Source organism: Paenarthrobacter sp. 10L420 (genome assembly GCF_056395385.1).
Window position 1 is genome coordinate 361,384 of the sequence record NZ_JBFTJK010000001.1, and the last position, 20,728, is coordinate 382,111.

At 62.5% G+C, this 20,728-nt stretch carries 18 protein-coding genes; 12 read left to right on the top strand and 6 right to left on the bottom strand.

The genetic code is table 11. The features are described from left to right. Window positions 1-25 precede the first annotated feature (25 nt). From AC1DD5_RS01660 to AC1DD5_RS01690, 7 genes are all read left to right on the top strand, one after another. The gene (locus AC1DD5_RS01660; protein WP_442016502.1) at window positions 26-778 is read left to right on the top strand and encodes a sugar phosphate isomerase/epimerase family protein; all 753 of its coding nucleotides are present in this window, start codon (window positions 26-28) and stop codon (window positions 776-778) included. Beyond that, window positions 775-1,896, top strand: coding sequence for a Gfo/Idh/MocA family protein (locus tag AC1DD5_RS01665; protein WP_442016501.1), 1,122 nt, complete (start codon window positions 775-777; stop codon window positions 1,894-1,896). The genes AC1DD5_RS01660 and AC1DD5_RS01665 overlap by 4 nt, the downstream gene beginning before the upstream one ends. 66 nt (window positions 1,897-1,962) lie before the next feature. Then, window positions 1,963-3,072, top strand: coding sequence for a Gfo/Idh/MocA family protein (locus tag AC1DD5_RS01670; protein WP_477520734.1), 1,110 nt, complete (start codon window positions 1,963-1,965; stop codon window positions 3,070-3,072). Window positions 3,073-3,120: 48 nt separating this feature from the next. Next, entirely contained in the window at window positions 3,121-4,149 is a 1,029-nt protein-coding gene (locus AC1DD5_RS01675; RefSeq protein WP_442004551.1) for an o-succinylbenzoate synthase, read from the top strand. 76 nt (window positions 4,150-4,225) lie between these two features. Beyond that, entirely contained in the window at window positions 4,226-6,316 is a 2,091-nt protein-coding gene (locus AC1DD5_RS01680; RefSeq protein WP_477520428.1) for a PhoX family protein, read from the top strand. 509 nt (window positions 6,317-6,825) lie between these two features. Next, a complete protein-coding gene (gene menD, locus AC1DD5_RS01685) occupies window positions 6,826-8,535 on the top strand; it encodes a 2-succinyl-5-enolpyruvyl-6-hydroxy-3-cyclohexene-1-carboxylic-acid synthase (RefSeq protein ID WP_477520429.1) in 1,710 nt (569 codons plus the stop codon). Between the two features lie 256 nt (window positions 8,536-8,791). Then, window positions 8,792-9,745, top strand: a complete 954-nt coding sequence (locus tag AC1DD5_RS01690) for a hypothetical protein (RefSeq protein ID WP_477520430.1) — start codon at window positions 8,792-8,794, stop codon at window positions 9,743-9,745. 118 nt (window positions 9,746-9,863) lie between these two features. On the opposite strand, the gene AC1DD5_RS01695 is transcribed toward AC1DD5_RS01690, so the two are convergent. From AC1DD5_RS01695 to AC1DD5_RS01710, 4 genes are all read right to left on the bottom strand, one after another. Then, window positions 9,864-10,655 (bottom strand): amino acid ABC transporter ATP-binding protein, encoded by a 792-nt coding sequence (locus AC1DD5_RS01695; RefSeq protein ID WP_442004547.1) that lies wholly within the window; start codon window positions 10,653-10,655, stop codon window positions 9,864-9,866. Window positions 10,656-10,666: 11 nt separating this feature from the next. Continuing rightward, window positions 10,667-11,458 (bottom strand): amino acid ABC transporter permease, encoded by a 792-nt coding sequence (locus tag AC1DD5_RS01700; RefSeq protein WP_477519578.1) that lies wholly within the window; start codon window positions 11,456-11,458, stop codon window positions 10,667-10,669. Between the two features lie 102 nt (window positions 11,459-11,560). Continuing rightward, window positions 11,561-12,367 (bottom strand): ABC transporter substrate-binding protein, encoded by an 807-nt coding sequence (locus AC1DD5_RS01705; RefSeq protein ID WP_442004545.1) that lies wholly within the window; start codon window positions 12,365-12,367, stop codon window positions 11,561-11,563. Between the two features lie 158 nt (window positions 12,368-12,525). Continuing rightward, a complete protein-coding gene (locus AC1DD5_RS01710) occupies window positions 12,526-13,881 on the bottom strand; it encodes an isochorismate synthase (RefSeq protein WP_477520431.1) in 1,356 nt (451 codons plus the stop codon). 91 nt (window positions 13,882-13,972) lie between these two features. Between AC1DD5_RS01710 and AC1DD5_RS01715 the strand changes: the two genes are divergently transcribed. The 4 genes from AC1DD5_RS01715 (at window position 13,973) to AC1DD5_RS01730 (ending at window position 18,663) form a co-directional block, all read left to right on the top strand. Then, window positions 13,973-14,743: a demethylmenaquinone methyltransferase gene (locus AC1DD5_RS01715; RefSeq protein WP_431116086.1), complete on the top strand. Its 771-nt coding sequence runs from the start codon at window positions 13,973-13,975 to the stop codon at window positions 14,741-14,743. A gap of 22 nt (window positions 14,744-14,765) precedes the next feature. Next, window positions 14,766-16,109, top strand: a complete 1,344-nt coding sequence (locus AC1DD5_RS01720) for a geranylgeranyl reductase family protein (protein ID WP_477520432.1) — start codon at window positions 14,766-14,768, stop codon at window positions 16,107-16,109. Window positions 16,110-16,118: 9 nt separating this feature from the next. Beyond that, complete coding sequence (locus AC1DD5_RS01725) at window positions 16,119-17,222, top strand: polyprenyl synthetase family protein (RefSeq protein WP_477520433.1); 1,104 nt, start codon at window positions 16,119-16,121, stop codon at window positions 17,220-17,222. Window positions 17,223-17,793: 571 nt separating this feature from the next. Further along, window positions 17,794-18,663 (top strand): type IV toxin-antitoxin system AbiEi family antitoxin domain-containing protein, encoded by an 870-nt coding sequence (locus AC1DD5_RS01730; protein WP_477520434.1) that lies wholly within the window; start codon window positions 17,794-17,796, stop codon window positions 18,661-18,663. Window positions 18,664-18,841: 178 nt separating this feature from the next. Here AC1DD5_RS01730 and AC1DD5_RS01735 read toward each other — a convergent pair whose 3' ends face one another. Together AC1DD5_RS01735 and AC1DD5_RS01740 are read right to left on the bottom strand one after the other, a co-directional pair. Next, on the bottom strand, window positions 18,842-19,264 hold the full coding sequence (locus AC1DD5_RS01735) for a hypothetical protein (RefSeq protein WP_477519583.1): 423 nt from the start codon (window positions 19,262-19,264) through the stop codon (window positions 18,842-18,844). A 13-nt stretch (window positions 19,265-19,277) separates the two neighbouring features. After that, complete coding sequence (locus AC1DD5_RS01740; protein ID WP_442004539.1) at window positions 19,278-19,949, bottom strand: trimeric intracellular cation channel family protein; 672 nt, start codon at window positions 19,947-19,949, stop codon at window positions 19,278-19,280. Between AC1DD5_RS01740 and AC1DD5_RS01745 the strand changes: the two genes are divergently transcribed. After that, window positions 19,950-20,717: a sirohydrochlorin chelatase gene (locus AC1DD5_RS01745; RefSeq protein WP_477520435.1), complete on the top strand. Its 768-nt coding sequence runs from the start codon at window positions 19,950-19,952 to the stop codon at window positions 20,715-20,717. It abuts the gene before it with no gap. Window positions 20,718-20,728 lie beyond the last annotated feature (11 nt).

Consider the following 20,728-nt stretch of genomic DNA (forward strand, 5'->3'; position numbering starts at 1 on the left):
CCAAGCCCAACCTCCAAGGAAAGAAATGCCATATTCAATTCAGCTGTTCACCCTTCGCAAGGCGATGGAGGATGATCTCCCGGGTTCCATCCGCAGGGTCGCTGAGATCGGCTTCACCCAAGTGGAGCCCTACGACTTCGTGGACACAGCCAAGGAGCTCGGTGCTGCACTGGCCGAGCACGGCTTGTCGGCGCCTTCTGGCCATGCACCGCTGATGAGTCAGGATCAGGACAAAATCTTTGCGGCTGCGAAGGAACTGGGCATCACTACGGTGATCGACCCTTTCCTGCCGGCAGAGCATTGGCAAAAGGCCGAGGACATCCAGGCCACGGCTGAAAAGCTCAATGCCGCGGCGAAGAAGGGCGCCGCGTATGGAATTCGGGTGGGGTATCACAACCACGAGTGGGAACTGGAGTCGGTGATAGAGGGCAAGCCGGCGCTTGAGTATTTCGCCCGGCTGCTGGATCCGGAGGTTGTTCTGGAGGTGGATGTTTACTGGGCGGCCGTGGGAGGCCAGGATCCCGAAGCCCTCCTCCGGCGGCTCGGTGAGCGGGTGAAGTTCATCCATATCAAGGACGGCCCGATAACTGCCGACACCAAAGCACAGCAACCCGCTGGCCAGGGCCGGATCGCTGTCCTGGACGTCATTGCGGCAGCCAAGTCCCTCGAAGTGGGCGTCGTTGAGTTCGACGACTACGCAGGGGACATCTTCGAAGGCATCAGCCAGAGCTTGAGGTATCTGGAGAATGCAGCAGTAAACGCAGGAGAGCCGGCATGAACGGCCTAATCGCCACCGGCAACGGGCCGGTCGGGGTCGCCGTCATCGGCGCCGGCAACATCAGCAAACAGTACCTGGACAACCTCACAGGCTTCCCTGACCTGAAAGTCCACATCATTGCGGACCTGTTCGAGGATGCGGCCAAATCGCGGGCCACGGAGTACGGCATCCCCGAGTGGGGTGGGGTCGAAGCGGCGCTGAACCATCCCGACGTCGAAATCGTAGTGAACCTGACCATCCCGGCCGCGCATGTGGAAGTTGCGACTGCTGCGGTCCTGGCCGGAAAACACGTCTGGACCGAAAAGCCGTTTTCGTTGGACCGGGAATCTGGGCTTGGCCTGCTGAAGGCAGCCGACGCAGCAGGTATTCGTCTGGGTTGCGCGCCCGATACGTTCCTGGGCGCCGGGCTGCAGACGGCGCGGCGGGTTATTGAGCGCGGGGATATCGGAACGCCCCTCACGGCCATGACCACTTTCCAGACACCTGGCCCGGAATCCTGGCACCCCAACCCTGGCTTCCTGTTCCAGTACGGCGCCGGACCGCTGTTCGACATGGGCCCTTACTATCTCACCGCCCTCGTTCAGACCTTCGGGTCTGTCCGGCGAGTTGCTGCCCTCGGCTCAAAAGCCAAGGAGATGCGCGTGATCGGGTCCGGACCAAGGGCAGGGGAGGAGTTCGCCGTCGACGTACCCACGCACGTCTTCGCCATGGCCCAGTTCGACAACGGTGCGTCCTCCCACAGCGTCTTCAGCTTCGAATCACCACGTGAGCGGATGGGATTCGTGGAGATCACAGGGACGGAGGCCACCATTTCCCTTCCTGATCCCAACGAATTCGACGGTGACGTCCGTATCTGGAAGGCCGGGGACGAGGACTGGACCACGATTCCGGCTACCGGCCCTTCAGATGGCCGCGGTTTGGGAGTGCTGGACATGGCCCGTTCCATCCGCTCAGGCGTCCCACACCGGGCCACCGGGAACCTCGCCTACCACGTCCTGGACGCGATGGTCTCCATCAACGAATCAATCGAATCCGGCGCTTTCATCGACGTCGAAAGCTTTGCACCAGCCTCCGTTGCCCTCCCGGAGGACTGGGACCCGTCGGCCCAAACACTGTAGGAGACCGCCTTGAAATCCCCGAAACCAAGCTTCGAGCGGGAACAGAACCGTCCCTTGGGCGTGGCCATGATTGGTTACGCCTTCATGGGCAAGGTCCATTCAAATGCATGGCGGAACGTAGCAAGCTTTTTCGACGTCCCGGCCTTTGAGCAGAAGGTCCTGGTTGGCCGCGACGCCTCCCTGGTAGCCGAGGCCGCCGCCAAGTACGGTTGGACTGAGTCCGCCACCGACTGGCGGTCCGTCATTGAACGCGACGACATCCACATCGTCGATATCTGCGCCCCTGGCTGGATGCACGCTGAAATCGCCATCGCCGCACTGGAAGCCGGCAAGCATGTCCTCGTGGAGAAACCCCTGGCCAATACCTTGGCTGAAGCCGAAGCCATGACCGCAGCCGCCGGTACCGCTCGGGGAAAGGGCGTGCAGTCCATGATCGGGTTCAACTACCGTCGCGTTCCGGCCTTGGCGTTGGCCCGCGAACTGATCGCCGAGGGACGATTGGGTACAGTCCGTCACGTCCGCGCCGCATACCTCCAGGATTGGCTCGCCGACGCTAAATCACCCATGACCTGGCGTTTGCGGAAGGAAATGGCTGGCTCCGGGGCTTTGGGTGACATCGCCTCCCACGCAATCGACCAGGTGCTGTTCCTCACCGGTCAAACCATCACGGAGGTCACTGGCACGTTGCGGACCTTTGTCGCCGCGCGCCCCGGTCCCGACGGAATGGAGGAGGTGACGGTGGACGACGCTGTCTGGGCAACCCTTGGCCTCACAGGAAACGTCGGCGCCTCGATCGAAGCATCCCGGGTTGCCACAGGCAGGAAGAACAGCCTTCGAATCGAAGTTTTCGGCTCATCCGGATCATTGACCTTTGATCTCGAGAACCTGAACGAGCTCGGTTTCCTGGACGCGACCTCTCCCATCAGAGAGCAAGGCTTCCGACGGATCCTCGTCAACGAACCCGAACATCCCTACATGGGTGCGTGGTGGCCCCAAGGCCACATCATCGGCTGGGAACACACTTTTACCCACCAAATCCGGGACTTCCTCCTTGCCATTCGGGACGGAAACCAGCCCTCGCCATCATTCGAAGAGGGCCTCAACGTCCAGCACATCCTCGCTGCCGTGGAAGAGTCCGCGGCCGCCAAAAGCTCCCTGATCCAGTTGTCCACATAGCCCAATTGACGTGCCTTAGGCGTGAGGAGCCGCCGGTACAGTGGCAATATGCCCGCTCGCCTTCCTGATGTGCCGCCGCTCGAAGAACTCCTCGATAATGCCCACGTTGTTTCACTGCCCATGCGCGTGAAGTTCCGCGGCATCATGGAGCGGGAAACACTTCTCTTGAAAGGGCCTCTGGGTTGGGGTGAATTCTGCCCCTTTCCGGAATACGACGACGACGAATCCTCGCGTTGGCTCTCTGCCGCCTTGGAAGCAGGCTGGATCGGTTTCCCTCCACCGCTTCGGGGCAGCATTCCCGTGAACGCCACCGTTCCTGCGGTCCCTGCGGAGCGTGTGCCGGAAGTTCTTGCGCGGTTCGGCCGGGTGGATGCCGTCAAGATCAAAGTTGCGGAGCGTGGTCAATCTCTGGCCGACGACCTCGCAAGGGTCACCGCCGTGCGCGACGCCCTCCCAGACGCCGCCATCCGCGTCGATGCCAACGGGGGCTGGGAGGTTGACCAGGCTGTAGAGGCACTGGGCAAACTGTCAGTCGTCGGACTTGAATACGCGGAACAACCTGTGTCGGACATTGAGGGCCTGGCTGAGGTGCGACGCCGCCTTGCCACAGCGGGAACGCCCGTCCTGATAGCCGCCGACGAAAGCGTCCGGAAAGAAGCGGACCCCCTTCGCGTTGCCAGGGCGGGGGCCGCTGACCTGATCGTCGTAAAGGTAGCGCCGCTAGGGGGAGTGGCACGCGCCCTGGACATCGTCGCCCAAGCTGGCCTCCCCGCCGTCGTCAGCTCCGCCCTCGATACCTCCATTGGGATCCGTGCTGGTTTGGCGCTCGCCGCCGCGCTGCCTTCGCTTCCATACGCCTGCGGGCTTGGCACCGTTTCGCTCTTCGCCTCGGACATCACACTGGATCCCTTGGTAGCCGACGACGGCGCCATCCGCCTTCGCGAGGCCGTCGCCGATCCTGGGCTGCTGGAGCACTATGCGGCTCCGGGGGAACGTCGGGACTGGTGGTTAGAGAGGCTCAGACGCGTACATTCGGCGCTCGCGTCCTCCCAAGAAGACCTGTTCACCGAAACTTAACCAGAGAGTCCTCTCGGATTCCGATTGCGCTGAAAGGCTCAGCGGGAACCTCGTACATTCTCTGGAAGGTCCCCTCATGTCTGATACCACTGGACGCACATTCCCACTGCTGCCCATGTTCGGCCACACCAAAGGCAAGCGCAGCGCGGTCACGTGCGCTCTCAAGTGCGACAACGCCTGTGCCGGCGATGTTTGCAACACCAGCTCCAACGGCTACTTCCGCGACATCGCCTCAACGGCCATGAGCCGCCGCGCCGCCCTGGGGCTTGGCGCCGCCGGTGCGCTCGCCGTCGTTCTTGGTAGTGCAGTGACTGGTGCCGACTCTGCGGTTGCCGATGCCGGCAACGGTTTGTCGGACGCAGCCAAGAAGGGCTTCGGGAAGTCCAAGCTCCAGTTCACGGCAATCAAGCCTGTTGACGCCGCTGTTGACGCTTTCACAGTTCCAGAGGGGTTCGACTGGAAGCCGATCATCCGCTGGGGTGACCCCCTTTTCGCCGATTCGCCGGCCTTCAACCTCAACGCGCAGACGGCTGCTGCCCAAGCACGCCAATTCGGCTACAACAACGACTACACGGACATCGTCCCGGTTCCCGGGTCCAAGGACCGCCGAGCCGTCTTGTTCACGAATCACGAATACACCAACGAGAACATCATGCTGCCGGCAGGTTTTGACGCCGCTGAAACCCGTGCCATTGGTCGAGCCGGTCACGGCCTGACGGTGGTGGAGTTGGAGCGCAAGAACAAGAACCAGCCCTGGAGCTACATTCAGGGTGCAGCCCTGAATCGCCGTTTCCTCACGGACACCGTGTACGAGCTGACCGGCGCGGCTGCAGGCACCAATCTGGTCAAGACAATCGATGACCCGGACGGCCGCTGGATCAAGGGAACCTTGGGCAACTGCTCCGGCGGAACCACTCCGTGGGGAACCATCCTTTCCGGCGAAGAGAACTTCAACGGCTACTTTGCCGCACCGGGCACCAGCGACGGCGACAAGCGCTACGGCATATCTGCGAAGCCGACCACGCGTCAATGGGAACTGGACGAGCACCGCTTCGACACGCGCAATGCCGGCTACGCCAACGAGACCAACCGCTTCGGCTGGATCGTTGAAGTTGACCCGTTCGATCCCACGTCCACTCCGAAGAAGCACTCTGCCATGGGCCGTTTCAAGCATGAAGGCGCCAACGTGATCGTCGCTCCGCCGGGCCATGTTGTGGCGTACATGGGTGACGACGAGCGCTTCGATTACCTCTACAAGTTCGTGTCCAAGGGCAAGTACCAGCCCGGCGACTCAGCTGAGGCGCGGAAGAACAACATGAGCCTGCTCTCCGAAGGTGATCTGTACGTTGCCCGCTTCACCGGTGATTCCCCGGCGGCGGAAATTGATGGCACTGGCAAGGTTCCTGCAGATGGTGCATTTGACGGCACAGGCGAGTGGTTGCCGCTGGTAGTGGGTGGTGTCTCGGCGGTTCCGGGCATGTCTGTTGCTGAAGTCCTTGTCTACACCCGCCTTGCCGCCGACAAGGTCGGCCCCACCAAGATGGACCGCTGCGAAGACGTCCAGCCCAACCTGCTCACCGGCAAGGTTTACGTGGCCTGCACCAACAACTCGGACCGCGGCAAGGCCGGCAAGGAAGGCGCCACCGAGGTCAACCCTCGTACGCTGAACCGTGACGGCCACATCGTGGAAATCACCGAAGGCCCCGACCAGACGGGCACCAAGTTCAACTGGACCCTGCTGCTGGTGGCCGGTGACCCTGCCAAGAACACGTCCACGTACTTCTCCGGATTCCCGGCGGACAAGGTTTCCCCGATCTCCTGCCCGGACAACGTGGCCTTCGACTCCGTAGGCAACCTCTGGATCTCCACCGACGGTGCACCGTCCACCATCGGTTACGCAGATGGGCTGTTCAAAGTCACACTTGAAGGCCCCGAACGCGGAAAGGTGGAGCAGTTCCTTGCTGTTCCCCGCGACGCCGAAACCTGTGGCCCGATCGTCCACGACGAGGAGCGCAGCGTTTTCGTAGCAGTCCAGCACCCGGGCGAGGAAGGCACGTTCGCGGACCAGCACTCCTTCTTCCCGGACTACGTGGACGCTGGAGCCACCCCGGTCGCCGGTGCGGTGCGGGCGCCGCGGCCCTCGATCGTCCAGGTGTTCCGCAAGTAACGTAGCCGGAAGCGCTCCCTCACCCAGATTGACGGGTGGGGGAGCGCTTCTGTCTTCCCGATGCTCTCTCACATCCTGCGGCTTTCAGACGGATGTTCTCTCACTCCCTGCGGCTTTCTGACGGATCTTCTTTCACTTCCTGCGGCTTTTGGGCGATCGTTCTTTCACTTCCTGCGGCCTTTCGGCGGTTGTTCTATCATTTCCTGCGGCTTTTGGGCGATCGTTCTATCACTTCCCACGGGCTCGGGCCGGTTCTTTTCGTGGCCCATGATGTGCGAGAGCATCCGGTGGGAGCCGGTTGGATGTGGAAGAGCATCGTGTGGGGGCCGGTTGGATGTGGAAGAGGATCCGGTGGGGGCCGGTTGGATGTGGAAGAGGATCCGGTGGGGGCCGGTTGGATGTGCGAGAGGATCCGGTGGGGGCCGGTTGGATGTGCGAGAGGATCCCGTGGAAGGCCGTTGGATGTGCGAGAGGGATTGGGGTTCCGTCGGCGCCAATAGACTGGAACGGTGACTTCCCAGGACTCTCTGACATCCATCGCCGCCGCCAGAATCGCCGTTACGGCATTGCTCGACGGCGGTGTGCGGCACGTGGTGGTGGCGCCGGGTTCGCGTTCTGCACCCATGGCCTACGCCCTCGCCGAGGCAGAAGCGGCGGGCAAAGTTCTCCTCCATGTCCGGATCGATGAACGGGATGCGGGGTTCACGGCCCTTGGACTCGCCCTCGCAACCGAAGCGCCCGCCGCCGTCCTGACAACCTCGGGTACCGCCGTCGGGAATCTGCTGCCCGCCGTGATGGAGGCCAACCACTCAGCCGTGCCGCTGGTGGTCGTCTCCGCGGACAGGCCGGAGGAGCTTCACGGTACCGGCGCGAACCAGACCACAACCCAACTGGACTTGTTTGGCGATCACGTTCGCTTCGCCGTCGACGTCCCCGCGGGGGACAGTCCCCAGAGGGCAGTTGCCACCGCGCTGTATGCTGCCACGGGCGCCCTCGAGGACACGCCGCCGGGTCCCGTTCAGGTGAATCTCGCGTTCCGCGACCCCTTGGTTCCAGGCCCCGGCGATGCCCTCCCCACCGCCGCTGGTCACAGCGTGTTCCATTACGACGCCGGTCCCCAGGCGCTGGATCTCCCGGCGGCTTCAACCGACCTCGCCGAGCGACGCACGGTGGTTCTCGCAGGCCATGACGCCGGTCCGGTGGCCGAGGCCTTCGCACGCGCACACGGCCTTCCGTTACTTGCCGAACCTTCATCCAACGCGCGATTCGGTCCCAATGCCGTGGGCCCGTACCGGGTGCTGCTGGAGCACTTCGGCCCGGACTCGGCTACACCGATCGAACGCGTGGTCCTTTTCGGTCGAGCCACCCTTTCCCGGCCTGTGGCCGCGCTTTTAGCTCGCCCGGCCATCGAATCTGCCATTTACCAGCCGGTCCCTGTGGCTTGGTACGAGGCCGGCCGACGCCGCGAGACACCTATCGAAACCCTCCCGGAGTTGGCAGAGTTTGCTGGCCGGGGCTCTGCAGAGTGGCTGGATTCCTGGCTCCTGGCTGGGGCCGCCGCCCAACATGCCTTGGATGGAATATTGGCCGGGGAGCCGACTGCGAACGGTCCCTCCGTGGGAGCCACCGTTTGGGAGCACTCGCGCGGCAAATTGGTACTCGGTTCCTCCAACGGCATCCGCGACGTCGACCTCGCCGGACAACCGCACCCCGACCCCATCGCCACCGTCTACGCCAATCGCGGCCTCGCCGGAATCGATGGCACTATCGCCACGGCCACCGGAATTGCCCTCGGCAGCGGACGCGAAACTACACTTCTCCTGGGCGACGTCACCTTCCTCCACGACGCCGGCGGACTGCTTCTCGGCCACGGCGAACCCATTCCCGATCTCCGGATCGTGGTCCTAAACGACTCCGGCGGCGCCATCTTCAGCCTCCTCGAACACGGCGCGGTGGAGGACTCGGGAGCCTACGGCACCGCCGTCGAACGCCTCTTCAGCACCCCACACTCAGTGGACATCGCGGCACTCGCGGCAGCATACGGCGTTGGACATCAGGCGGTAAGTACGACGGCGGAACTCGCCGAGGCGCTCAAATCGCCGCTGAAGGGACGCACCATTGTGGAGGTGCGTGTGGACCGGGCAGGCCTGCGGGCACTCCATGCCCGCATCAAGGAAGCAGTGTCCGGTGCCGTGGGAAAGGTGTTGACGGCGGGCTAACGGGGCTTTCCACGCCACCCAAATTCGCCCATGCCACATACATGTCTCGCCGCTGCTAATAGGGACAGGTGACACTTGGATATGGGTGTCACTAGCGGGCATATGTGTCAGCAGGCAGTTCGAGTGTCGTGCCGGAGTCCTCATGGCTGGCGGATCCCGTGAGGGTGGCCGCATACATCCGGAAGGGTGCGCTGAGATTTCCACATACCGCCACCAAGCCCTCCTCTTTGACCGGGCGAGTCTAAAGACTTGCTCCATGCGGACCCTACCCAAACTCATTCTTGCCAAGGACTTATCCCTCATTGGCGGGGACTCTCGCAAACTGTCGATGGCAGCGAAGAGTGGGAATCTCGTGAGAGTCCGCCACGGAGTCTATGTCGATGCAAACAGCTGGGCAGCCCTGGAGAGATGGGAGCGTTATGCCCTGAGTGTTGCGGCTGCTGCTGAGACATTTACGTCCGCCACGGTGTTCTCGCACCACTCCGCGGCCACCATTCATGGCATTCCGACGATCGTCGGACGACAACCCGTTCACGCACTCAGCTCCTACGCCGGCGGGGGAAGGTCCAGAGCAGGCGTCCGACGGCACTATGTCAGCGATGGTCTCCAGGAAGCCGAGGAAACGAACGGTTTCCTGGTGACGGGCCGGGTCAGGACGGCACTGGACATCGCAGCCTCCGTGCCATTTGCCGAGGCTGTTGTTCCCATGGATTTCCTCTTATCCCAGGGACGTCATCGCAAACCCGTAACGAGGGATGAGCTGCTGAATGATATTGATGCCCGGTATTCGAAGGCCGCCGCAAAGCGCGTGGCAGCGGTTGTTCAATTTGCTGCTACAAATTCAGGTTCGCCGGGGGAGTCCTACTGTCGGGGGCTCATGCATCTCGCCGGTTTCGCTGCTCCCGAGTTGCAGTATGAAGTTCGAACGAAAGTAGGGGTCGTCTATACGGACTATTACTGGAAGGACGTCAGGGTGGTGGGGGAATTCGACGGCCGCGAAAAGTATCTGAAACCGGAATTCCTGAAGGGCCGGACACCCTCTCAGGTTGTGATCGAGGAGAAGAGCCGCGAAGATGCGATACGTGCCACAGGGAGAAGTGTGTTCCGGTTGGTGTGGAGTGACCTGACAGTTAGCAATCTGGAACGTGAGCTTGCGAGAGCCGGGGTTCCCCGCCGCCGTCGTGCTTCTGCAGGACACGCAAATTCGTAGCGGACACAAATACGGGAGGGCGACACCTATATATAGGTGTCGCCCTCCCGTTGGCGTGGCGCTGAAGAAGATGCGCGGCGCTAAACGAACTTGCGTGGCGTCAGCGAGCCGGAAGGAGCTAGTCCTCCACGACGTCGATGTGGGTCGGGTCCAGGACGCGGCGCAGGAATTCCTTGGTTCGCGCCTGGGTCGGGGCACTGATGACGTGTTCTGCGGGGCCTTCTTCGACTACGACGCCGGCGTCCATGAAGACCACGCGGTCAGCAACTTCGCGGGCGAAGCCCATCTCGTGGGTGACCACCAGCATGGTCATACCTTCCTGGGCCAGCTTGCGCATGACGGCGAGGACATCGCCCACGGTTTCGGGGTCAAGGGCAGATGTTGGCTCGTCGAAGAGCATCAGCTGCGGATCCATGGACAGTGCCCGGGCAATGGCCACGCGCTGCTGCTGGCCGCCGGAGAGCTGGTCCGGGAAACGGTCAGCCAAGTGTCCAAGGCCAACGCGCTCAAGGTTGCGGCGTGCTACCTCACCGGCCTCGGACTTGGACCGCTTGAGGACCTTCATCTGGGAGATGGTGCAGTTGTCCAGCACGCTCAGGTGGGGGAACAGGTTGAAGTGCTGGAACACCATGCCGACGCTTTGGCGCATGCGGTTGAGGTCCACGTCGGGGTCGGTTGCCTCGAACTTGCCCACGTTGATGGTGCCCGCATTCGGGTGCTCAAGCAGGTTCACGCAGCGCAGGAGGGTGGACTTTCCGGAACCGGAAGGGCCGATCAGGCAGACAACCTGGCCTGGTTCCACGTTCAGCGAGATGCCTTTGAGGACCTCATTGCTTCCGTAGGATTTGCGGAGGTCCTGGATATTCACGCCAGCGGCGCGAACGGAGGTGCTCCCATTGGAGTTGTTCATGACTGTCCTGCCTATCGATTCGCCCGCGCGGAGCGGCTTTCGAACTTCCGTGCCAGGAGGCTCAGGGGGATGGTGATGACCAGGTAGAAGGCGCCGGCCACGAGCAATGGGGTCAGCCCGGCTCCGAGGCTGGAGATGCCGTCGCGGCCAAACTTGGTCAGCTCATACTGGGACGCGGTGAGGCCCAGGACGTAGATCAGCGAGGAGTCCTTGGTGAGGAGGATGACCTCGTTGGTCAGCGGCGGCAGGACGATTTTGAAAGCCTGCGGAATGACGATGGAGACCATCGCGCGCCAGTGCGGCATTCCAAGGGAGCGGGCGGCTTCCATCTGTCCCCGGGGGACAGCCTGGAGGCCTGCGCGCAGGGTTTCAGCGATGTATGCCGAAGCCACCATACCGAGGGAAACCATGACCACAATGTTCACATCCCACTGCACGCCGAAGGCCAGGGGAACGCCGTAGCCAAAGGCGATGAACACCAGCAGGGCGGGGACGCCACGGAAGAATTCGATGTACCCGGTGGCGAGCCAGCGGTACAGCGGGAAAGAGGAGAGCTTCATCAGTGCCAGCAGCAGACCACCGGAGAGGCCCACAACGAAGGCAAGCGCTGTGTAGATAAGGGTGTTCTTGAGGCCGATGAGGAAGATGTCGGGGAACATCGGGCCAATTTTGGCGAAGTTGAAGACGCTGTTTCCAACGGTCTTCCAATCCACGGCGAGGATCAACGCGGCAACTGCCACAACGAAGATCCCGGCTTGGACGTTCAGACTGACTTTGGCTCGTTGACGTGTAGTCATTGCCATGGTGTTCTCACATTCGTGTTGCGCAGCTGGGGCCCCGAACGGACTGCCTGGACAGATCGTTGCGGGGCCCGCCTGCGTGATTCTTGGGAGCCGGGGCTCGGACTACTTCTTGGTGGTCTCGCCGAACCAGGTGGTCTGGAACTTCTTCAGGGTGCCGTCATCGGTGATGCGCTTCAGGGTTTTGTTGACGGCATCAGTCATGGCCGTGTTGCCCTTCTTGATGGAGATGCCCAGCTTCTCGCCCGTTGCGTAGTCCTCAACGCGCTTGAGCTTGGAATCGTCCATGATGGCGTAACCCAGAACCGACTGGTTGCCGACGGCGGCGTCGATGGTGCCTGCCTTGAGGGCCTGGACCAGGAGGCCGGAGTCTTCGAACTGCTGGGCGTCGATTCCCTTGTCCTTGGCATACTGGGCGCCGGTGGTGGCCTGCTGGACACCAACCTTCTTGCCCTTGGCGCCATCAAGGTTGCTGATGCCCGAGGACGTAGTAGCCACGAGGGTCAGGTCGTCGTCCATGTAGGGGTTGGAGAAGTCCATGACGTTCTTGCGGACGTCTGTGATGGAGATTGAGGAGATGGAGACGTCGCAACCAGTCAGTGCGGTGCCGGTCTCGATTGCTTCGAAGGAGCTGTCCACCACGTTGAGTTCGGCCTTAAGGTCCTTGGCCAGTTCGTTGGCGATGTCCATATCGAAGCCGACGATCTTGCCGTCCTTCTGGAACTCGAAGGGCTCGTAGGGGACATCCGAGCACACGGTGAGCTTGCCGGCGTTGATGAGCTTGGGGCCGCCCGATTCACTCGAGGCTGCCGGGGTGGAGGAGCCGCCACCGCAAGCGGTCAGGGCCAGGACGCCTGCTGCGAGCACGGCGGCCATCTTGGTGCCGGACAGAACCGAACGGGAGATCTGCATGTTTTTTACCTTTTGTTGCAGTGGATGCTGAACTAAGTCGGTTTTAGTGTAGCGCCGAACCTGAGATGTGCATCACAGGAAACTAAGTTTCACTATTGGATAACTAGTTTAGCGAATATGCAAGTGCCGCCCGCGAGTCCCAGTCTGAGATCCCAGATTCAGCGCTGGATGCCCAGCGACTCAAGCATCGGCCGGAATTTAGCCCAGGTCTCGGCAAGCTCGGCCTCCGGCTGTGAACCTTCCACGATTCCGCAACCCGCGTAAAGGCGCACTGTGTTGGCGTCCTCGATGACCGCGCCGCGCAAGGCGATGCCCCATTCGCCGTTGCCGGCAGCGTCCAGCCAACCCACCGGCCCGGCGTACGGGCCACGGTCCAGGTGCTCCAGTTTTCGAATCAGGGCACCGGCAACCAACGTGGGTGTTCCGCACACGGCCGCAGTTGGATGCAGGGCGTTGATCAGGGCCAAGCACGTGGGCACATGGCCTTCGATGTCAGCGAGCTCAGCTTTGACGTCCGAGGCCAAATGCCAGACGTTGGGCAGTTCCAGAATGAAGGGCTCGCTGTGGGAGTTCATCGCCTCGGAAAACGGCGCCAGCTGGCGGGTCAGCGAATCAATCGCGATCTCGTGCTCGTGGCGCTGCTTCTCAGATCCGGCCAGAACGCGCTCGGCATAAGCCATGGGGGATCCGTCCACACCTTCGGCGTCGCGGCGATCCAACGTTCCGGCCAGCACACGGGCCTGGGCAGTCCGACCCTCCACCTGAATCAGCATTTCAGGTGTCGCACCCACCAAGCCGTCCACACCATACGTCCAGCATTCCCGGTACCGTGCCGCCAGCTGGCGAAGCACCTCAGCAGCGTTCACCCCCGCAGGAAGGTTGGCTACGACGTCGCGCGCCAGCACGAGTTTCTCCAGCTTGCCGGTGCGGATTTCCGCCACGCCGTTGGAGACGGCCTGCATCCAATCCGTTTCGCTCAGGGAACCGCGGCTGAGGTAACCAGCCGCACCGTTGGGCGAAAAAGCTTCAGGTGACAGCCCGACGTCGGACCCTCCTGCCGCTGAGCCGTCGCCGTTTGGCTCGGGCTCAGTGAGCCAGCGGTCCAGGGCGGCGAGGACGCCCGCCTCGGTGAGCTCGACGTCGTCGAACGTTAGTTGCGTGGCCCAGGCGCGGCCATCGCGGATGCCAACCACCATCTCCGGGACGATCAGCCGGGAAACGTGCGGGGACATCTTGGAAAAAGCGAACGAGCCGAACGCCACCGGGCCAGTGCCTGGAATGTCCACGTGATCGGTGATCTCGGCCTCAAGAATGAGGTGCCGCCACCAGATATCGGCCTCAAGGAAACGCTCCGGGCCTGAGACGTTGAACCGGGTCAGCTCCCCGTACCCCACCAGACCGGCCTCGCGGCGTGACCAGCAGAGGACGTCGTCCCGGACCAGAAACGACGGCAGCCCCCCGGAGGATGATTCGACATCGAGGGGGACTGTCAAGGTACGGAGCGTGCTCGTCATGATGGAACAACAGTACTCCCGCGTGCCGCCAGAACCTGAGCCGAGTTCTACAGCGCAGCAAAGTCGGCTGAATGTCTGAGACAATTGCAAGGTGAACCGAGCATCCTTGGAAAAGCGTCCGGACGAAGTTGCGACGATGTTTGACGATGTCGCCCCTAAATACGACGTCGTGAATGACGTCCTCTCCATGGGGCAGACGCGTCGGTGGCGCCGGATCGTGGTGGATGCCATGGATGTGAAGGTGGGCCAGAAGGTCCTGGACCTCGCCGCTGGAACCGGCACCTCAAGTGAGCCCTACGCCGATGCAGGCGTGAATGTTGTGGCCTGCGACTTCTCCCTGGGCATGCTCAAAGTGGGCAAACGCCGCCGCCCGGACATCGACTTCATCGCCGGAGACGCCACCAACCTGCCGTTCGCGGACAACAGCTTTGACGCTTCCACCATTTCCTTCGGCCTGCGGAATGTTGTTGAACCCCGCAAGGCCCTCGAGGAAATGCTGCGCGTCACCAAGCCCGGCGGTCGGCTGGTCATCGCCGAGTTCTCGCACCCCGTGGTGCCGCTCTGGCGCAACCTCTACACCGAATACTTGATGCGAGCCCTCCCGGCCATCGCCACGAAGGTCTCCTCCAACCCGGATGCGTACGTGTACCTCGCCGAGTCCATTCGCGCCTGGCCGGATCAGGACCACCTGGCACAGTGGCTGAGCGAAGCAGGCTGGACAGACATCACCTACCGCAACCTCAGCGGCGGCATCGTTGCGGTACACCGCGCGCAGAAGCCGGCCGAGCACCGCGAAAGCGTTCCCGTGGCCAAGCTTCGCCGCCAGATCAAGCCGCGCCGGTCCGGCAGCCAGCCCAGCTGACGTGCCACTCATTTAGGACGACGTGAAAGTACTGATTGTTGGCGCGGGGCCCGCTGGGTCCACCGCCGCGTATTATCTCGCCCAGGCCGGCATCGATGTCACGGTCCTGGAAAAGACTTCCTTTCCCCGCGAAAAAGTTTGCGGCGACGGTCTCACACCGCGCGCCGTCCGCGAGATCCAGAAGCTGGGACTGCCGCATGCTGAGTCCGAGGGCTGGCGCCGAAACAAGGGGCTTCGACTCATTGCAGGCGGCCGCACCATTGAGTTGCCTTGGCCCGAGGTTTCAGACTTTCCCACGTACGGGCTGATTCGGACGCGGCTTGGCTTCGACGAGTCGTTGGCCCGGCATGCGGAGGCCGCGGGCGCCGTCGTGCTTGAACGCCACAGCGTCACCTCAGCTTTGCAGTCCGACGACGGCCGCGTCATCGGTGCACGCGCATCCATCCTTGACGAGTCCGGACGCAAGACCGGCGAAACGCGCGACTTCCATGCCGACGTCGTACTCGCTGCGGACGGCAACTCCACGCGAACCGCCGTGTCGCTGGGTATGCATAAGCGTGACGACCGCCCGCTGGGTGTCGCCGTGCGCACTTACTTCACATCTCCGAGGCACGACGACGACTGGATGGAAGGCTGGCTGGAGCTCCCCGGCAAGTCGGGCAAACCGCTACCCGGTTACGGCTGGGTGTTCGGCGTCGGTGATGGAACCTCCAATGTCGGCCTCGGCATACTGAACTCTTCCAAGGAATTCGGGAAGCTGGACTACAAGCAGGTCCTGCGTGAATGGACCGCCGGAATGCCCGCCGACTGGGGCTTTACCCCCGAAAACCAGGTGGGGGAGATCCGCGGAGCGGCGCTGCCCATGGGCTTCAACCGCACGCCGCACTACTCGCCCGGGCTGCTCCTCCTGGGGGACGCCGGCGGCATGGTGTCCCCGTTCAACGGCGAGGGCATCTCCTATGCCATGGAGTCGGCCCGGTTCGCGGCTGAGTTCCTGATTGACTCTGCTTCACGCTCGGCCTCCGCCGGGTGGACCGCCGACGACGCCGACGCCCACCTTTCGCGGTACGCGGACTATGTGCGGGACCAGTGGGGATCGCACTTCACTTTGGGTCGAATGTTTGCTTCCTTGATCGGCAAGCCCGCCGTGATGAAGCTTGCCCTGCGCACAGGTATGCCGATTCCGGTGCTGATGCGCTTTGTGGTGCGTATGCTGGCCAACCTCACGGATCCGTCCGCGAAGGGCTTCGAAGACCGCGTGATCCGCGTCCTTGAGATGCTCGTCCCGGCGACGTCCAACACTTCCTCTGTCCGCCCTTTTAAGCGCGCAGAGTCCGACACCGCGGTTTCCGCAACAACTAGTTAGGGTTAAGCCGTGACGAACTCTGCCGAACACAGCTGGACGCATGCCGGGCACGGCCTGCCGGACTCTGTTGAGCCTGCCCCCAACACCACCGCGATCGCAACGGGTCTCCAGCTGCCCGCCGGTTTTGCCGCCATCGCCGGCGACGCCGAACTCGGCCCAGCCATCACCACCAACCTCGCCCGCGTGGAAAAGAAGCTTCGCGAAGCCATCTCCAACTCGGATCCCCTTGCTGACGCAACGTCGCGTCACCTGGTGGAAGCCGGCGGCAAGCGCATCCGTCCGCTGCTCACTCTGCTGTGCGCGCACCTTGGAGATGCTTCACGTCCCGAGGTTGTGCAAGCGGCGGTTGTGGTTGAACTGACGCACCTGGCAACCCTGTACCACGACGACGTCATGGACTCCGCACCGTTCCGTCGTGGCGCTCCGACAGCCCACGAAGTGTGGGGCAACTCCGTGGCCATCCTGACCGGCGACCTCATCTTTGCCCGCGCCTCCATCCTCGTCTCCGAGCTCGGCTCCCGTGCACTTGGCATCCAGGCCCGCACCTTCGAACGCCTCTGCCTCGGCCAGCTCCACGAAACAGTCGGCCCTCGCGAGGACGAAGACGCAGTGGAGCACTACCTCTCCGTCATCGCCGATAAGACCGGATCCCTGGTTGCAGCCTCCGGCCAACTTGGCGCGATCTTTGCCGGTGCCGATCCGGCGTTCGAGGATCTCCTGGTTGAGTACGGCGAAAAGGTTGGCGTGGCCTTCCAGCTGGCCGACGACGTCATTGATGTCACCGGTGTGAAGGTCAAGTCCGGAAAGTCCCCGGGCACTGACCTCCGCGAAGGTGTTCCCACGCTGCCCGTGCTGCTGCTGCGCCGCGATGCTGCTGCAGGTGATTCGTCAGCTGCTGCACTCTTGGAACTGGTGGACGGTGACTTGAGCTCTGACTCAGCCCTTGCCGATGCTGTGGCTGGTTTGCGCGAACACCCGGTAACTACCGAATCCTGGAAGATCGCCCGCCAGTGGTCCGCTGAGGCCGTTGCTGCCCTGGCCCCGTTGCCGGAGGGCGTTGTGAAGGCGTCGCTGACGAACTTCGCGCACGCAGTGGTGGACCGGAGCAGCTAGCTTCCCTTTTTTTGACGGGCGTCCGGACCTTCGTGGGCCGGGCGCCTGCTTTTTGTTCCCCCACATTTTGGGCCCGGGCCTTGGTGTACCCTCACCACCCACTTTGAGGCTGCGGGCGTGGTGACACGCCGGTGGTTGCGGTGTGTTGTGCCATCGGTGGAACCGAAGTGGGTGGTGGCCGTACGCGCCGAAACTTTGGGTCCCCCGGAAAAACGGAATGGCCCCGGCTCGCTGCAACGTTACGAGTCATACGCTGCACCGAACCGGGACCACAATCTCCGTTCGCATCAGACCCACCGGAGGCATTTAGTGGATCCGTAAATAGCTTATGACAATTCTGTCACATATGCAACTCTTCGCGTCAATGGTTTTTGCGGTCCCGCAGAGCGGTTTACAACCAAGCGCCGATCCTCCACCACTAACTTCGGATTTTCGGAGGAAGGGACTCGCCGAATTTGGGGTGTGTCACAACCTCAGGGCCCCCAAACCAGGTGGGGGAGGTACGCGGCAGTTATCCACATAGGGGACTCCGCGCCCGTCGCAGAGGCCACGAAGAACTCAGCATGGCTGTATGGACATCGACGATTTCCTCCGAAGCCGGCATGGAGTAGCAACCACGTCCACCCTGATGACTGCGGGTTTTAGTCGCCGCATGCTCACAAAGGCAGTGAGGGACGGAGTAGTCAATCGCCTTCATCGCGGCGTCTACATGTCGAGGGCATCAGACCCCGACGTCGTTGCCGCCTTCCGCGCCGACGGCTTAATTACCTGCATCTCGGCAGCGCGCTTCTATGGTCTCTGGACACTAGGGGGCGCAGGCGCTCTCCATCTCAGCTGCAGCACGGGACAAGCGAGGCGGGGTGTAGTCCACCACGGAGCCTGCCTGCACCCAGTCCACTCGTATCTGCCCATAGCGGGCGTGGCCGATGTCCTGATCCACGCCCTCCGATGTTTGCCTGAACTCGAAGCGCTGGTCATGGTGCAGAGCGCGGTCAGCTTGGCGCTCCTTTCCAAGGATTTCCTGGAATCAAAGCTGCCTGGCAACAGGAACGGCAAGGTTCGGGAAACCCTGGACTTGGTTCTGCCTCGAGCCGACTCACTCCTGGAAGTACTCGCGCACACCCACTTCACCCGGGCAGGTCTTAGGGTCCAGATGCACGTGGACATCCCGGGCGTAGGGGAGGTGGACTGCTTGGTAAACGAATGCCTGATCGTTGAACTCGACGGCGGCACGCACCTTGAGGGAAAACAGGTCAAGAAGGACCAGTATAGGAACAACGCAGGCATCCGCAGAGGGCTATTGAGCCTCCATTACTACTACGCGGACGTCGTTCATCACCCGGAGAGGATGGTCGCCGAAGTCATGGCAGTCCTGTTCAACAGGGAAGTTGGCCGCTTCGCGCCGGCGAGGTACGCGCCTGGGTGGGTTCCGCCGTCGTGAGTTTGTACCGCAACCACCTACTTTGACCCCCAATTTTCCGGCAACACACCCCCGAAGCGGCGTGTCGGGGCAGTTCCAAATTCAAAGTGGGTGGTGGCCGCACAGGCCGCCACAGGCCGCCACAGCAAAACAGCCCCCACACCCCCAAAGCGGGGGCGCAGGGGCTGTCAGCCAAAACCTAGTCTTCGTCGTTGAACGCCCACTCGAACATGTCGAAGACGAACTCGGAGAACGTGCCTTCTTCGCTCTTCCACTGGCCGCGGGCGTTGTTGCGGCGCCAGACGATGGGGTCCGGGATGCTGACATCGGCAATGCGGAAGCCCCAGGTGAATTGTTCCTCTTCGTCCTCCAGGAACATGAGGAAGCCTTCGTCATCCACCTCGAGTTCTTCGGGATCCCAGAAGTAGTGGTACGCCTCCATGAGGTCCTCGCAGCCGCCAAGGGCAAGGTAAAACTCGCGCAGAACCAGCGGGATGGTGAAGGAGTGGTCGGCGAGGGCCTCGTCCAGTTCCTCGGAGGTGAGCCCGTCTTCTTCCTGCCATTCATCCTCGAGATACTTTGGGACCAGCGCGCGGAACTTCTCGAGGAACATGTCAGTCATGCTCTTATCCTAGCTAATCGCGGGCACCCGAAATTGCGCCCCCGCCGGTGCCTGCACGCTGCCATCCGCGCACGGCCAGGGGAACGTACCAACTGCGCCTCCATGCTGTGACACGGAAGGCGAAAACAATGCCGGCCACCAGGCATGCGGTGAGCCCGCTGAACAAACCAAGGTGCCAGAGCAGGGTGGTCAATCCGGCCCCCACAAATGCGGGTAGCGCGTAGATGTCGCGGGCATCAAAAAGGGTAGGAATCTCGTTGGCGGTGATGTCGCGCAACAGGCCGCCGCCCACTGCCGTGGTGACACCCAGGAGGATCGCCGCCACGGGATTCATCCCCGCAGTGAGTGCCTTCAACGTCCCGGTGATGCAGAACAGGGCCAGCCCGCCGGCGTCGAACAGTGTTAACAGTGACGTGAAGCGCTGCACGGAAGAAAACAGGAAGTACACCAGCAGCGCAGCGAACAAGGGCGGGATCAGGTAGACCGGATTTGTGAACGCCACAGGCGGGCCGGCGTTGATGACGACGTCGCGGATCGCACCGCCACCCAGCGACACAATGGATGCCAGGAGCACCGAACCCACGATGTCGAATTGTTTGCGGGCCGCCAGCAGTGAACCCGAGACCGCGAAGAAAAACACGCCGACCAGGTCAAGCCACAGAAGGACAATGTCGATGGAAATCAAGTGGACGGGTTCTTTCTGCCTGCGACTCTCAGTAGGTGCTGCCTCAACGTTACGCTAGCTCCCATGAACAGCCCCGTTTTGATCGCCTGTGCCCACGGAACCCGCAACGCCGAAGGCCAGGCCGCCATCCGCCGCGTCATGGCAGAAATTGAAGCCCAGCGTCCCGGCCTGCAGGTCCTTGAGGCCTACGTGGACGTGCAGGAGCCTGAGCTCTCCGGCGTGGTGGAGGGCCTGCCCGAGGGGACTGCCGCCGTCGTCGTGCCGCTTTTACTGAGCACCGGTTTCCACATCAAGGTGGACGTGCCCAAGGCGATCAAGAGCCGGCCCGAAGTAGTGGCGGCGAGGCCGCTAGGTCCGGATCCGCGCTTGGCGGAGCTGCTTGCTACTCATTTGCGCGCCGCCGGTCTGAAGGAGAACGACGGCGTGCTGCTGGCTGCCGCGGGATCGTCCCTTCCGGACGGCTCTGTGGACTCTGAGGAGCAGGCACGACTCCTCGCGGAACTGCTGCCGAACAAGGTCCGGGTGGCCTACGGTGCCAGCGCGCAGCCAACAGTGCCCGACGGCGTTGCCTCCTTGCGTGCCGAACTCGCCGAAGACGGGACAAACGGGAGGGTTTTCATCGCCTCGTACCTGCTCGCAACGGGTTATTTCCACGACCAGCTGGCCAAGGCTGGAGCGGACATTGTTACGGCTCCGCTGCTGCCGTCGCCGGTTCTCGCGGAGATAGCACTGGAGCGTTTTGACGCCGTACTGGCAAGGGCGTCCTAAGCTTTATTTGC

Bases quoted from the DNA above. Each gene is read 5' to 3' on its own strand.
- AC1DD5_RS01705 (WP_442004545.1), bottom strand. From the start codon at position 12,367: ATGCAGATCTCCCGTTCGGTTCTGTCCGGCACCAAGATGGCCGCCGTG.
- AC1DD5_RS01730 (WP_477520434.1), top strand. From the start codon at position 17,794: ATGGACATCGACGATTTCCTCCGAAGCCGGCATGGAGTAGCAACCACG.
- AC1DD5_RS01700 (WP_477519578.1), bottom strand. From the start codon at position 11,458: ATGGCAATGACTACACGTCAACGAGCCAAAGTCAGTCTGAACGTCCAA.
- AC1DD5_RS01695 (WP_442004547.1), bottom strand. From the start codon at position 10,655: ATGAACAACTCCAATGGGAGCACCTCCGTTCGCGCCGCTGGCGTGAAT.
- AC1DD5_RS01680 (WP_477520428.1), top strand. From the start codon at position 4,226: ATGTCTGATACCACTGGACGCACATTCCCACTGCTGCCCATGTTCGGC.
- AC1DD5_RS01735 (WP_477519583.1), bottom strand. From the start codon at position 19,264: ATGACTGACATGTTCCTCGAGAAGTTCCGCGCGCTGGTCCCAAAGTAT.
- AC1DD5_RS01675 (WP_442004551.1), top strand. From the start codon at position 3,121: ATGCCCGCTCGCCTTCCTGATGTGCCGCCGCTCGAAGAACTCCTCGAT.
- AC1DD5_RS01660 (WP_442016502.1), top strand. From the start codon at position 26: ATGCCATATTCAATTCAGCTGTTCACCCTTCGCAAGGCGATGGAGGAT.
- AC1DD5_RS01670 (WP_477520734.1), top strand. From the start codon at position 1,963: ATGATTGGTTACGCCTTCATGGGCAAGGTCCATTCAAATGCATGGCGG.
- AC1DD5_RS01710 (WP_477520431.1), bottom strand. From the start codon at position 13,881: ATGACGAGCACGCTCCGTACCTTGACAGTCCCCCTCGATGTCGAATCA.
- AC1DD5_RS01690 (WP_477520430.1), top strand. From the start codon at position 8,792: ATGCGGACCCTACCCAAACTCATTCTTGCCAAGGACTTATCCCTCATT.
- AC1DD5_RS01665 (WP_442016501.1), top strand. From the start codon at position 775: ATGAACGGCCTAATCGCCACCGGCAACGGGCCGGTCGGGGTCGCCGTC.